The organism is Pseudomonas viridiflava (genome assembly GCF_003702045.1).
GTDB classification, from domain to species: Bacteria; Pseudomonadota; Gammaproteobacteria; order Pseudomonadales; family Pseudomonadaceae; genus Aquipseudomonas; species Aquipseudomonas viridiflava_C.
On sequence record NZ_RBTP01000043.1, the window covers coordinates 1 to 13,913 of the forward strand.

Annotated in this window: 12 protein-coding genes and 1 pseudogene; 5 read left to right on the forward strand and 8 right to left on the reverse strand. The window is 56.8% G+C overall.

The features are described from left to right. Together ALP40_RS14620 and ALP40_RS14625 are read right to left on the reverse strand one after the other, a co-directional pair. A pseudogene (locus tag ALP40_RS14620) lies at positions 1 to 599 on the reverse strand (calcium-binding protein); the annotation flags it as partial. A gap of 372 nt (positions 600 to 971) precedes the next feature. Further along, entirely contained in the window at positions 972 to 2,063 is a 1,092-nt protein-coding gene (locus tag ALP40_RS14625) for an NADH:flavin oxidoreductase/NADH oxidase (RefSeq protein WP_122208955.1), read from the reverse strand. An 86-nt stretch (positions 2,064 to 2,149) separates the two neighbouring features. On the opposite strand from ALP40_RS14625, the gene ALP40_RS14630 reads away from it, so the two are divergent. Next, complete coding sequence (locus ALP40_RS14630) at positions 2,150 to 2,452, forward strand: helix-turn-helix transcriptional regulator (protein WP_122209041.1); 303 nt, start codon at positions 2,150 to 2,152, stop codon at positions 2,450 to 2,452. Between the two features lie 50 nt (positions 2,453 to 2,502). On the opposite strand, the gene dctA is transcribed toward ALP40_RS14630, so the two are convergent. Both dctA and ALP40_RS14640 read right to left on the reverse strand, forming a co-directional pair. Next, entirely contained in the window at positions 2,503 to 3,819 is a 1,317-nt protein-coding gene (gene dctA / locus ALP40_RS14635) for a C4-dicarboxylate transporter DctA (protein WP_122208956.1), read from the reverse strand. Positions 3,820 to 3,896: 77 nt separating this feature from the next. After that, complete coding sequence (locus tag ALP40_RS14640; RefSeq protein WP_122208957.1) at positions 3,897 to 5,066, reverse strand: mandelate racemase/muconate lactonizing enzyme family protein; 1,170 nt, start codon at positions 5,064 to 5,066, stop codon at positions 3,897 to 3,899. 125 nt (positions 5,067 to 5,191) lie between these two features. Between ALP40_RS14640 and ALP40_RS14645 the strand changes: the two genes are divergently transcribed. Further along, positions 5,192 to 6,058 carry a LysR family transcriptional regulator gene (locus tag ALP40_RS14645; protein WP_122208958.1) on the forward strand — a complete coding sequence of 289 codons (867 nt, stop codon included), beginning with the start codon at positions 5,192 to 5,194 and terminating at the stop codon, positions 6,056 to 6,058. 120 nt (positions 6,059 to 6,178) lie between these two features. Here ALP40_RS14645 and ALP40_RS14650 read toward each other — a convergent pair whose 3' ends face one another. The 3 genes from ALP40_RS14650 to ALP40_RS14660 form a co-directional block, all read right to left on the reverse strand. Further along, positions 6,179 to 7,666, reverse strand: coding sequence for a SulP family inorganic anion transporter (locus ALP40_RS14650; protein ID WP_122208959.1), 1,488 nt, complete (start codon positions 7,664 to 7,666; stop codon positions 6,179 to 6,181). Between the two features lie 486 nt (positions 7,667 to 8,152). After that, a complete protein-coding gene (locus ALP40_RS14655; protein WP_122208960.1) occupies positions 8,153 to 8,440 on the reverse strand; it encodes a DUF1652 domain-containing protein in 288 nt (95 codons plus the stop codon). A gap of 197 nt (positions 8,441 to 8,637) precedes the next feature. Continuing rightward, a complete protein-coding gene (locus ALP40_RS14660; RefSeq protein WP_122208961.1) occupies positions 8,638 to 9,084 on the reverse strand; it encodes a GNAT family N-acetyltransferase in 447 nt (148 codons plus the stop codon). A 170-nt stretch (positions 9,085 to 9,254) separates the two neighbouring features. Between ALP40_RS14660 and ALP40_RS14665 the strand changes: the two genes are divergently transcribed. Continuing rightward, positions 9,255 to 10,151 (forward strand): DMT family transporter, encoded by an 897-nt coding sequence (locus ALP40_RS14665; RefSeq protein WP_122208962.1) that lies wholly within the window; start codon positions 9,255 to 9,257, stop codon positions 10,149 to 10,151. Positions 10,152 to 10,155: 4 nt separating this feature from the next. Here the strand turns inward: ALP40_RS14665 and ALP40_RS14670 are convergent, their stop codons facing one another. Continuing rightward, positions 10,156 to 11,376 (reverse strand): SAM-dependent methyltransferase, encoded by a 1,221-nt coding sequence (locus ALP40_RS14670; protein ID WP_122208963.1) that lies wholly within the window; start codon positions 11,374 to 11,376, stop codon positions 10,156 to 10,158. Between the two features lie 293 nt (positions 11,377 to 11,669). Between ALP40_RS14670 and ALP40_RS14675 the strand changes: the two genes are divergently transcribed. Together ALP40_RS14675 and ALP40_RS14680 are read left to right on the forward strand one after the other, a co-directional pair. After that, on the forward strand, positions 11,670 to 12,875 hold the full coding sequence (locus ALP40_RS14675) for an alpha-xenorhabdolysin family binary toxin subunit A (protein ID WP_122208964.1): 1,206 nt from the start codon (positions 11,670 to 11,672) through the stop codon (positions 12,873 to 12,875). Next, positions 12,838 to 13,902 carry an alpha-xenorhabdolysin family binary toxin subunit B gene (locus ALP40_RS14680; protein ID WP_258198151.1) on the forward strand — a complete coding sequence of 355 codons (1,065 nt, stop codon included), beginning with the start codon at positions 12,838 to 12,840 and terminating at the stop codon, positions 13,900 to 13,902. The genes ALP40_RS14675 and ALP40_RS14680 overlap by 38 nt, the downstream gene beginning before the upstream one ends. Positions 13,903 to 13,913: the final 11 nt, after the last annotated feature.

The window sequence follows — 13,913 nt, forward strand, 5'->3', positions numbered from 1 at the left end:
TAACCCGCGCCGCCGATGAACTGGTCTGCACCCGCGCCACCGTAGAGGGTGTCGTTGCCTGAGCCACCGGTGATGACGTTGTTGCTGTCGTTGCCATAACCAATGAAGGCGCCTGAACCTACATAAGTCAGGCGCTCGACATTGGCCGCCAGGAACGTGTTGGCAGGGTTGATCACCGAGACGCGTACTTCGTCATTGCCGCCGTCAGCCTGCTCGATGATGGTCGGGGCGTAGCCCATATCAATGTTGTAAACGTCGTCCCCCGCGCCGCCTTCCAGGCGTACCGCGTTGACGATGGTGTACGGGCCGGCAGTAAGGACGTCGTTAAAGGCCGAGCCTATAACATTCTCGATGCCATTGAGCGTGTCACCTTCTGCATCGCCTCCCCGCCCAACAAGCCCAACGCCCAAGCGCACATTTACATTGATGCCTTCACTAGATGCCGAATAATCAACAGTATCCGAACCAGCGCCGCCATCAATTTTGTCCGCGCCAGCTGAGCCCTTGATGATGTCGTTGCCACCCAAGGCGTTGATTTCATCATCCCCGGCTGTGCCGACAAGCGTATCTGCGCCGGCTGTTCCATTAATAACGGCCATTTCTTCTTCCTTGATATGAGGATGTATCGGAGGGGGTCGGTTTGCTTACAACAACGAATCAAAAATCTCTGCACTCACTTTCGGCTGCTGCGAGTAAAGCTTGAGCGCAAGTCGACTTAGGAATACGAAGAATATAAGCGGGTGTCAATTTCATTTGTAAGACAGTAATGCCGACACATCAGGGGTTGGCCAGACACAAAACATGAACATCAGCCATTTCCAGAAGATCCCATGCGACAGCGAACTACTCATCAAGGCGTGCTTAAAAAACAGATCAGACTGAAACGAAAAACCCCGCCTGGGCGGGGTTTTCAATCAACCAAAAGCATAGCCATTCCAGCTATGCCTTGATCCGGACCAACATCAGGTCACTCAACGATACCGCTCAAGCCAATGCGCGTACGGCGCTGGCAACGTCCAGGACGCATTCTCCTCTCCCAGTTCCTTGGCAGCGAAGTAGGCCCAGTGTGGATCCGCCAAGTGCGCACGACCGACGGAAACCAGATCAAGCTGTCCGGATTTAACCGCTTCTTCAGCCAATTGCGGCGTGCCAAAACCCCATGCCGAGGTTACCGGAATGCCCGCTTCACGGCGTACGCGCTCGGCAACCGGGCCCATGAAAGCAGGCCCCCACGGGATGTTAGTGTCGGGGATGGTGAAACCGACGCTGACGCTCAGCAGGTCAAGACCACCGGCCTTGAAACGACGCGCCAGTTCGATGGATTCGGTGAGGGTTTGCTCGTCGCGACCATCGTATTCGATGACGCCGAAACGGGCGGTCAATGGCAGGTGCTCTGGCCAGACTTCACGCACGGCGGCCAGGGTTTCCAGCAGGAAGCGGCTGCGATTGTCGAAGCTGCCACCGTAGGCATCGGTGCGCTGGTTAGAGTGCTCCGAGAAGAAGCTTTGCCCCAGATAGCCGTGGGCAAAGTGCAGCTCGATCCATTCAAAGCCGGCTTCCAGCGCGCGGCGTGCGGCGTTGACGAAGTCCTGTTGAACGCGAGCGATGTCGTCCAGGGTCATTTCACGCGGCACTTTGGGCAGGTTGGCACCAAAAGCGATGGCGGACGGCGCGATGGTTTCCCAACTGCGTGCGTCGGACTGATCAATATGGTCGTCGCCCTCCCACGGACGGTTGGCGCTTGCCTTACGGCCTGCGTGGGCAATCTGGATGCCTGGCACGGAACCGGCCGCCTTGATGGCTTTCACGATGGGAACGAATGCCTGCGCTTGCTGGTCATTCCAGATGCCGGCACACCCGGGTGTGATTCGACCTTCGGGTGCCACGGCAGTCGCTTCAACCACCAGCAACCCGGCTCCGCCGCGCGCCATGCTCGCCAGATGAACGTGATGCCAGTCGTTGATGACGCCGTCGTCTGCCCGGTACTGGCACATCGGCGGGATGGCAATTCGGTTACGCAGAGTGACGTCTTTGAGGGTGTAGGGTTGGAACAGCGCTGACATGAATATCTCCGAATGCGTCGAAATACGATTGTTCGATAGTATTCGAAATATAGCGCTAATTGAAACCCCTCGTTATCATGCCGTCCATGCGAACCCTAAAACACCCAGAACCCGATGCCTTCACTCTCGACCGCGTGCTCTATGCGTTGAGCGACCCTGTGCGCATGGAAATCGTCCGCCATCTGGCTGGCGTGCCAGAGGCAACGTGCGGCGAATTATGTGGCGAAAGGCCTAAATCCAGTGCCTCACACCACTTTCGGGTGCTGCGTGATGCCGGGCTGGTTCACACCCGCAACGTGGGCACGACGCACATGAATTCGTTGCGTCAGGACGAACTCGAAACCCGTTTTCCGGGGTTGTTGGCAACGATTCTTCGACAGTTGGGATAGTGTGTTGATGCGCCCACGGCGGCCCCGTTTCCGAGGCCGGGCGTTGTCTGTCAGTACGCCGTATCGGCTTTGTCCGATGACTCTGTGGCAACGGCCTGAGGATGCTTCATCGCTTCAATCTCGCGATCGGCAGCCGACTGATCAAACGCGCCGTCCCACTTGGCAATGGCGAGGGTGCCAATGCCATTACCGATCAGGTTGGTGACCGCACGCGCTTCGTTGAGGAAACGGTCAACGCCCAAGAGCAATACCAGGCCCACCAGGGGGATTTCCGGAATCACCGACAACGTGGCCGCCAACGTCACAAAGCCCGCCCCGGCAACGCCCGCCGATCCTTTCGAGGTCAGCAGCAGCACGCCAAGCACCACCAATTGATCGGCCAGAGTCAGCGGCGTGTTGGTGGCCTGAGCGACAAAGATCGCCGCCATCGTCAGATAGATGCAGGTGCCGTCCGAATTGAACGTGTAGCCGGTTGGCAGCACCATTCCAACGACCGAACGCTTGCAGCCGAGTTTTTCGAGTTTGATCATCATCCTCGGCAAGACAGCCTCGGTGGAGCACGTCCCGAGGGTGACCAGAATCTCGTCCTTGAAATACCGCACGAACGTCAGCAGCGGCACGCCTGACCAGCGAGCAATCGAGCCCAATACAACGACAATGAAAAACAGCGTGGTCACGTACAGCGCCAACATCAGGTGTCCCAGGGAAACCAGCGTGCCGATGCCGTATTTGCCGATGGTGAACGCCATACCTGCACCGGCACCAATCGGCGCAAGGCGCATCACCATCGCCACAATACGAAACAGGCTCTGCAACAACAGGTCGATGATATTGACCAACGGTTTACCCGTCTCACCCAGCTGTACCAGCGCGATGCCCATCAATACGGAAATGAAGATGACCTGAAGCATGATGCCTTTGGCAAAGGCGTCCACGAGGGTGGTCGGAATGATGTTCATGAAGAAGCTGACGGCACCGCCCTGAGACTCTGCAGCCTGGGCATAGCCTTTGATCGCATCGACGTTGAGCGTGCTGACGTCAATGTTCATGCCCTCGCCCGGCTTCATCAGGTTGACGACCACGAGTCCGATGACCAGCGCCATTGTCGAGACGATCTCGAAATAGATCAGCGCCTTGCCGCCCGTGCGGCCCACTTCCTTGATGCTGCCCATCTTGGCGATGCCGACGACGACCGTGCCGAAAATGATTGGCGCGAGCAGCATCTTGATGAGTTTGATGAACCCGTCGGCGAGCGGCTGAAGCCTGGCGCCGATATCGGGAATCAGGTAGCCGATCAGACCGCCGATGACGATGCCGATCAAAACCTGGACGTACAGAAGCTTGTACCAGCGTGTGGCTGTGTTCATGGCTGTACCTCAGTGTTGTTTTTGTATGAGGACAAGCGCGGCCCTGTTGTGGAGCGCCGCGTCATGATGAAAACCGGTCAGCCTTCGCCGAGCTCTCGCATCACTTTGTAGAGTTCGGATTTGGCTTCGAAGCCGACACCCGGAATGTCCGGCAGGCCGACGTATCCATTCTCGACGCGAATCCCGTCGGCGAAGCCGCCGAACGGCTGGAACACATCGGGGTATGACTCGTTGCCGCCCAAGTGCAGACCCGCTGCGATGTTCAGCGACATCTGGTGCCCGCCGTGGGGAACGACCCGGCGCGATGACCAGCCCAGTTCTTTCATAACATCCAGCGTGCGCATGTACTCCACAAGGCCATACGACAGCGCGCAATCGAACTGCACGTAATCACGGTCAGGACGCATGCCGCCGTGGCGCAACAGGTTGCGGGCATCCTGATGAGAGAAGAGGTTTTCACCGGTCGCCATCGGCAATTCGTAGTGATTGGCAAGCTCGGCCTGCAAGGCGTAATCCAATGGATCACCGACTTCTTCGTACCAGAACAGGTTGTATTTCTTGATGGCTTCGGCGTAGGCAATGGCGGTCTTGATGTCGAAGCGTCCGTTCGCGTCGACCGCCAGACGGCGACCATCCCCCACCACTTCCAGCACCGCCTCGATGCGGCGAATATCTTCGTCCAGCGGCACGGCGCCGATCTTCATTTTGACCACGTCGTAACCGCGATCCAGGTAGCTTTGCATCTCGGCCTTGAGCTTGGACTGGTCCTTGCCCGGGTAGTAATAACCGCCTGCCGCGTAGACCCAGACCTTGTCGTCAGCCACCCCATCGCGATAACGGTCGGCCAGCAGACGATACAGCGGCTTACCTTCGATCTTGGCCACGGCATCCCAGACCGCCATGTCGATGGTGCCCACAGCCACGGAGCGCTCACCGTGGCCGCCGGGCTTTTCATTCGTCATCAGGGTTTTCCAGATGGCGAACGGGTCCAGGTTATCGCGCTCCTTGTCGACCAGCGTCTCGGGGTCCGCTTCGCTGATGCGGGCCAGGAAACGGTCACGCATCAACGCGCCCTGTCCGTAACGGCCGTTGGAATTGAAGCCATATCCGATCACCGGTTTGCCATCACGCATCACGTCAGTGATAACGGCGACAACCGAGCACGTCATCTTTGAAAAATCGATGTAGGCATTGGCAATGGGGGAGGCGATGGAAACCGTTTTCTCACGAATTTCTACGATGCGCATGGTGAAGCGTCCTCTCTGATTGTTGTCCCCGGAGCTCCGGGTTGGTACGCACAGACTGTAGGGCTGGACGCGAAATCGGGGCCAATGCTATTAATGCAGCACCCTATGTGCACAAGGCATCACTCATGGAACTCGTGTGGCTGGAGGACTTCAACGCCCTCGCCGAGAGCGGAAACTTCTCCCGTGCCGCCGATGCGCGGCATGTCACTCAGCCCGCGTTCAGCCGAAGGATCAGGGCGCTGGAAAGCTGGGTTGGCGTTGAATTGTTCGAGCGCACAGCCCAAGGCGCGACGTTGACCGAAGCGGGCCAGAGCATGCTGGACAATGCCCGCGAACTGACGCGAAGGCTTTACCAGATGCGCGCCGATGTGAAGGAAGTTGCAGGTAAAGCCACGCGAACGCTGCACTTTGCCGCCACACACTCGTTGTCGTTCACCTTCTTCCCGGCCTGGATCAGGAAGGTGGAAGACGGCGCCCCGATTGAAGGCGTCAGGCTTCACTCCGACAACATGGCGGCGTGCGAGCAATTGCTGCTCAACGGTGAAGTGCAATTCCTGATCTGCCATCAGTATCCGAATGTTTCGCCCCGTTTCGACAGCAAGCAGTTCGACAGCAAAGTCATTGGCACCGACACCCTGCTTGCCCTGCAATCGCCCGAGTTGACGCAGGGAGCGCCGGTGCCCTTTCTCTCTTACACGGCAGAGTCGGGTTTGGGACGAATCATTGCGTCGTACCTGCAAAACAGCCCGGATCATCCCGCCTTGGAAACGGTATTCAGCTCGCACCTGGCAGCCGTGCTGCTGTCGATGGCGTTGCAAGCCAAAGGCATCGCCTGGCTGCCCCAGAGCCTCGCGGCGCCTGAGCTTGTGTCGGGTCGTCTTTCGAAAAGCTCGACACCACTGCCAGACATCCCGACCGAAATCCGGATCTTCAGGGCAATGATCCCGCTGGGGGACTTTGCGGAGAAGTTCTGGGCGGGGCTTAAGGATTAATGAGGGTGTTTTAGGGCCGCTGCGCAGCCCATCGCTGCCGTCGTAACCTCCGAAAGCGCCCACGCCCTGCGGGCAGAAGCAGGCTCGACACCGCGAAAAAGGCGGCTTACCCAAAAAACCTCAATGCTTCATCAGCGCCTCGATGCCGCCCGGCTTGTCGTGCACGCCGAATCGGTCCACCAGCGTGGCGGTCGCGCTGTTCATGCCTATCACGTCCACGACAATCCCGGCGTTCCTCAGTTTCAAGACCACCTTGTCCAGAGCAGCGACTGCGGTGATGTCCCAGAAATGCGCGTCTCGCAGGTCGATGGTCAGGGTGTCGAGCGGTTCTTTCAAATCGAATGCGCCTGCAAAACGATCCGCCGAACCAAAGAACACCTGGCCGATGACGTAGTAGGTGCGGTGGCTGTATTGCGGGTCGCGTTTCGAACTGACGTCGAGGTAACGGGCCATTTTGTTGGCAAAGAACATCGCCGCCAACAGGGTTCCGGCCACTACGCCATAGGCCAGGTTGTGCGTGGCGACAACCACGACCACTGTCACCACCATGACCAGATTGGTGGACAAAGGGTATTCGCGCAAATTACGAATCGAGCTCCAGCTGAACGTGCTGATGGACACCATGATCATTACCGCGACCAACGCCGCCATCGGGATACGCGCCAGCCAGTCGCCGAGGAAGATCATCATTGCCAATAGTGATATACCGGCGCTCAGGGTGGACAGGCGCGTTCTGCCACCGGACTTCACGTTGATCATCGACTGGCCAATCATGGCGCAGCCCGCCATGCCGCCGATCAGTCCGGTGGCAATATTGGCAACGCCCTGCCCTTTGCATTCGCGGTTCTTGTCGCTAGAGGTGTCGGTAAGGTCGTCGATGATGGTTGCGGTCATCATCGACTCCAGCAAACCCACCACCGCCAGCGCCGCCGAGTACGGAAGTACAGTCAGCAATGTCTCAAGATTGAGCGGCACGTCCGGCCACATGAACACCGGCAGGCTGTCGGGCAGCGAGCCCATATCGCCCACGGTATGGACATTCAGGCCCATGTAAACCGATATTGCGGTGAGCACCAGAATGCACACCAGCGGCGATGGCAACAGCGTGCCCACCACTGGAATCCGTGGCAGCAGATAGATGATCGCAAGCCCACCGGCGGTCATGGCATACACCACCCAGGTAACGCCGGTAAGCTCTGGCAATTGCGCCAGAAAGATCAGAATGGCCAGTGCGTTGACGAAGCCGGTGACCACCGAGCGGGACACGAATCGCATCAACTCACCCAAGCGCAGATACCCCGCGATAATTTGCAAAACACCGCACACCAGTGTCGCAGCAAGCAGGTATTGCAGACCGTGATCCTTGACCAGATTCACCATGAGCAGCGCCATCGCGCCGGTTGCCGCGGAGATCATCGCCGGGCGTCCACCGACGAACGCGATGACAGTACAGATGCAGAACGATGCGTAGAGCCCCACTCGTGGGTCGAGCCCGGCAATGATGGAAAACGCGATGGCTTCAGGAATGAGGGCCATCGCAACAACGAGGCCTGCAAGTACGTCAGCCCGGACGTTCGATAGCCAGGCAGCCTTGATTTTTTCAAGCATTGGTTCACCCATTCAGGCACGGCATGGCGCGCAGCGTCGGGCGCTGGGCGATGCAGGTGCGTCTGTGTTCAGTGCAGTTGAGGATGTGCGGTGGCCAAAAATCGGGCACAGCAGAGAGCGACCGCGGTTAGGGAGCGATCTGAGTAACGCGAGGGGGGCGTAGCGCTAAGGCGGCGTAGGCAGCCAGTTGGAACGAGACAAGGTATTTCCTTCGACAGGTCATAAATTGACCGCCGGATGATAACCCTCAACGAGGGTGAGGACAACCGTCACCTGGACGCTGAGAGCGGCCATGCGCAAAGCTGTTCGCCGCATAGGCACATGGCATCAGTCACTGTGCGGACGTGAACACCTTTGTTTGGCCATTTACGGATTTCAATCCCGCCATTTATGCAGGCAACTATGGAAATGCAAAAGCATTTCCATCGTCCCCGTTACAACTTCTTCGATGCCCGATATTTCAACGTGTTACGAACTGCGCGGGTGTTACCAGTGTTTTACAGAAGCCTGTCGGTGGCCCAACGAAGATACCGGCACTTCGTTCATGGACATCAACAGGCGAGCTTCGGCAACCAGTTCCGAAATGGCACGGCTGGAGATCATGCTGTCCAGCTTGATTCCGGCCATGCAAATGGCGTGTTCCGGGCTGGCAGCGTTGGTCAGTGTCAACGTCAATGAATCGCCCTCGGCGGCGCTCCATTCACAGCGGTGGGGTAGCAACGACTGTTCGATCATATGCTTGATTTCAAGCGTAGAAAGCCTATATGCGCTCATGATTTCCTACTGTGCATAATTAATGAGTGACCGCATTGAGACGGTGCTGACTTACCAGCGTTCCACATAAATACTTATTAGAGAGCCTGCTATTTAATACCGCGCCTATTCTTGTACATCTCTTAAAAACTGCAACATTCCTGTACAACTTTCAGGTAAAGGTGTTTTAAATTATTGACCCGTTCAGTTAGTTTTCCTCAGGCTAATGTCATCAGCATTTCGACGCTGTCGATACCCACACCATGCCCATCCTTCTTCACGCGAGTCAGCGTGAACCCAAGGCTGGTGTAAAAGCCCTGAACCAGTTGGCTGGTGTTGATATAGGCACGGGTCACGCTGGGGACCTCCCTCATGGCGTCCAGTCGGGCCAGGGTCAGGAACCGCCCCAGCCCGTTGCCGTGCTCGTCACAGTCCACCATGCCCCAGGTGAGTTCAGCCACCGATGTGTCGGCCAGCACCAGAAAACCACCGCAAGCCTGGACGATTCCGTCTCGCGCCACGACAAAATAGGCACCTACAGGGTCGAGTAGAAAGCGAGCGAATTTGTCACGTTCCGCCAGATCAAAAAATCGCGGCGTATTGGAATCGAAAATCTTCAGGCACGTTTCCTGATCCGTCGAGGTGTAAGGCCGAAGCGTGTCCATGTGTGAGCGTTCCTGTTTCAATTTTTACGCAGCGTAGTCAACTGATGCCATGCACAACAACCCGATTCAAACTGTACGGCCGAATAAGCCTCTGGCTGTAAAGGAAAGCGAGCGCGTTATATGGCTATATATCGGGTCTGGACACATCACTAAAAATACCGGATCGAAACATGGCAACTCGCGAAAACACAGGCATGGCGCTGGGCCTACTGGGCGTGATCATCTTCAGCCTGACGCTGCCCATGACACGCGTCGTGGTGCAGGAAATGCACCCTCTGCTCAACGGAATCGGGCGCGCTTTGCTGGCCGCGATTCCCGCCGCTGCGCTGCTGTATTGGCGACGCGAGAAGTGGCCAACCCTGCAACAGTTGAAAGGGCTGTCGTTGGTCATTGCCGGGGTGATCATCGGCTTTCCGATACTGTCCGCATGGGCCATGCAGACCCTGCCCGCTTCACACGGCGCGCTGGTCAACGGCATACAGCCGCTGTTCGTGGCGATCTACGCCGCGTGGCTGTCACATGAGCGCCCTTCGAAAGCCTTTTGGGCGTGCGCGGCCTTGGGCAGCGCATTGGTGCTCACCTATGCCTTGATGAATGGAGCCGGCAGCATTCAAGTGGGAGATGTGTGGATGCTGGGCGCCATTGCGGTGGGCGGGCTGGGCTACGCCGAGGGCGGCCGACTGGCGAAGGAAATGGGTGGCTGGCAGGTGATCTGCTGGGCATTGGTGTTGTCGAGTCCACTGTTGCTCGGGCCTTTTCTGTACATGGCCGCCCAGCACCAGGGCCCCATTTCGACGGGCACTTGGTGGGCGTTCGGCTACGTCGCGTTCTTCTCGCAGTTCATCGGCTTCTTTGCCTGGTATTCAGGGCTTGCGATGGGCGGGATCTCGCGGGTAAGCCAGATTCAGTTGCTACAGATTTTCTTCACCATCGCCTTGTCGGCGCTGTTCTTCGGCGAACATATCGAGCCCATGACCTGGGTATTTGCAGCCGCAGTGATTGCCACCGTCATGCTCGGACGCAAGACCTCGGTCGTTGCACCCAAGCCGGCTGCCGTGGTCAGTTAAATCTTCAGCCGAGAAAACCATCGGCCCGAAGCAGCGTTTCCAGGCTCTGCTCGGTGATCGCGTAGAACGTCTTGAGTTCCTGGATCCGTGCCAGCAAGTGGGCAGGGTCCACCGGTTCGGCACGTTTGACCGCCAGGATCATCTTGTTCTTGTTGGTGTGTTCCAGCGAAATGAATTCGAACACCTTGGTGTCGTAACCGCAGGCCTCAAGCAACAGGGCACGCAGGCTATCAGTCACCATTTCGGCCTGCTGCCCCATGTGCAGACCGTATTGCAGCATGGGTTTGAGCAGCGCCGGGCTCTGGATCTGCAAACGAATCTGTTTGTGACAGCAAGGTGAGCACATGATGATCGACGCGCCGGACCGGATACCCGTGTGTATGGCGTAATCGGTGGCAATGTCACAGGCATGCAGCGCGATCATCACGTCCAGCTCGCTCGGCGCAACGGTGCGAACATCACCGTGCTTGAAGACAAGCCCGGGATGTTCGAGATGCGCAGCGGCGTTGTTGCACAGGGTCACCATGTCTTCGCGCAACTCGACACCCGTCACCTCGCCTTGCACGTGCAGGGTGTTGCGCAGGTAATCGTGAATGGCGAACGTCAGGTAGCCTTTGCCAGAGCCAAAATCCGCGACCTTGACCGGTTGATCGAGCTTGAGCGCAGAAGACGTCAGGGCGTGGGAAAACACCTCAATGAACTTGTTGATCTGCTTCCACTTGCGCGACATCGCCGGGATCAGCTCATGCTGCCGATTGGTCACGCCCAGATCGGTCAGAAACGGACGGGTCAGCTCCAGATAGCGCTTCTTCTCGCGATCATGGCCAGCGGCAGGGGTTTCGCGCGCCTGCTGAGCCTTGCTCTTGAACAGCGTGCTTTTACCCTTCTTGCTGAATTCCAGCTGCACTTCGTCAGTCAGCGATAGCAGATGCGCGTTCTTGAACGACTCGGGAATCAGGCCTGCGATGATCTCCACCGCCTCGGCAAGCGAAAAGTTCTTGGTAATGTCGCGGGTCTTGTAGCGGTACACGAAGGACAGGCTCGGCTGTTCTCTGACGATCAGCGGCTTGATGATCACGCGCTGCAACTCGGCTTCGCTGCCCACGTATTTGGCCAGCACCAGCTTGATCAGCGAGCTCTGGGACAAGCTGGTGTCCAGCAGATCGAGAAACTGCGCGCGATGGTCGGGAGCGACCGGAGATGGAGCGGAGGGTGTGACGGACATCGAAAAAGCCTCAAGCGCCCCTGTCGGGACTCGAAAAATCAGCGTGCATTTTAAGCGTCAACGTCGGCCATGACATCACTATTTTTTACGGCAGTTGCAAGCGCTGCGCAGCCAGAACCCGGACACATTAGGTCATCTACATACCCAGTAAAATAACCACGGTCCTAAATCCCCTTCAACACTTGTGGTTCACACCATCCCGGTTATATTCAATTCCGCTGAAGGCAACCGGTCAGGAACGACCGTACTGTTTACATTCAGCACTTCAGATAACCGGCACAAGGATGTGCATGATGCAGACTCCCTTTAAATCGTTAGGCACTGATGAACTGGAGCGGGTAGTTGTAAAACCCGCCGAATTCTTTCATGTTGTGTTGCAGGATGAACAACACGATGGCCGAGCTCCGGCACTGGTCCTGACCAAAGAAGATATCCTCAGTATCAAGCGTTACGAACGACACGGCCTTGATCTGCCCCTCACCCTGACCAAGGTTCAACACCATCTTGGGTTCAGTTCCAGCGGCATTCCGGGGCTTGAACCCAAAGACCTGTTGGCCACGTATTTAAACATCAACCAGCACGCCAGAAGTTGGTCCGGCCTTGAACGAAACATTAAAGAAACCGGGTTTACCGTGGATCTCTTTGCCAACAGTTTTTTCGAGCAGGGTTCAGCGGTTATTGAGGTCATCAACAACCTGAGTATCACCCAGCGGCTTAACACGAAGGTCGCCGACCTGGACATCGAGCAGGTCTGGGCCATGACACCTGCCGAGCTCAGCGCCGAAGATCAACACCTATGTATTTCGCTGGCAACCTACCTCTCCGTCATTGCGGCGGATATCGACAAACACAGGCAATCATCGGAGCAATTGGCAAGTGACCTTCAGGTATTCACCCAAACGCTGACGGTCTCGCTGGTTCCCGATGTCACTCGCAAGATAACGCTGGCAGGCCGCTCTGACCTTGATGAGCAAATCGAAGAGCTTCAGACAGACATCGAGCGCCTGACGGTCGAGATCGAGCAAAAGATCAAAGAGTACAAAAAGACAGCAGCCAGTGCGGCGTGGGGTATTTTTGGTGGTCCCATAGGACTGGCTATTACGGGCGGCGTCTTTGGCAGCAAGGCTGAAAAAATCCGCAAGGAAAAGAACCGACTGATCCGTGAGAAAAATGCCAAGGTCCAGCTACTTAAAGAGAAGCGCCCTTTGGCAGCGGCCGTACGCAACCTGGAAACACTCTTTGAAGACATGCAATTCAGAATGCTGGATGCGCATCAAAGTGCGACGAACCTGCAAGACCTCTGGAGCATGTTGGCGTCGTATATAAATGAATCCGCGCGTGTACTGACGTCCATCACCGATGATCAGGCACTGCTGATCTTTGCGCTGCACTTTCGTGGTGTGATAACGCCTTGGAAAGAAATTCACGGTATCACTCAACCCCTGCTGAAACTCTTTAACGATGCACTGGATCAGTATCGTTCCGAACAGAACAGATAATCATAAGGATATGAACATGACCGCTAAAACATTAAGTGACTTCACGCACCTCGCGGTGCCTGAGAAAGCCATCATGAAGGCTGCCGAGCAACTTATTCACGCGCATATTGCGTCTCTCACGCTGGACTTTCTCCCCGCTATCAAGATCAAACTGCCCTCCGTGCAAGCGGCACTCACGGCAGCGGGTGCGGTACTGTCCGAAACGTTGACCACGGTCACGGTTCAGTTGAACAACGAGCAACTGAACGCCCTGGAGATCATGCAACGCGAGATCGAAGCCGACCTGACATTAAGCGTTGAGAACAAACAGAAGGCGTTGGGCTTACTGGATACGCAGCGCGTGCACGCTCAATCATCGTTGCGACGCATCGTCAGCAGCAGTGCAAACGCCATTGCCCAACGTTGCGATGATCTGAAACAGATCAATATTAAACCCGACGCAACGACCTTAAAGGAAACACTGCAACGGCAACTCGATTCCCTGAATCAGCAAAACGCCAAACTGGCGAGCTCGATGGCCTCCATTGCGGAAGATCGACGTCTGCTGGACAGCACCATTGCCACGCTTGAAAAATACAATCTGGCCGATCAGTTCAAGGACATCCTGCCCACGGCGGATGAGCTGGCTTTGATCAACATGCCATCGCCTGAACTCGCGCTGGTGCAAGCTGGGCTCGCCCGGCTTGAAAAGATGCTGGGACAGGTCAGCAATGCGTTGAAGTACCTTGATCTGGTCAATGAGCGAGACACCTTGCGCCATCGCTACAATGCGCTGCTCGCGCAGTCACGTGGTGTTAGCAGCGAGGCGAAAGCCCTCGCAAGGAATCTGGCTGAACTGCAAGGTCTGGACAGCATCGATCAAAACAAGGGCGCCTGGATCAATGAAGCAGCCAAGGTCTACGAGGCGCTGTATGGTTTTCTGGCTGCCTGCCAGTCGCCGGACGCCACCTCGGGCGATTTCACCCGTTACCTGGCAGAATTCAAAACCTACTTAAAGCAGGTGCATGACATCAAACGCACCCTTTGATCTACCGATAC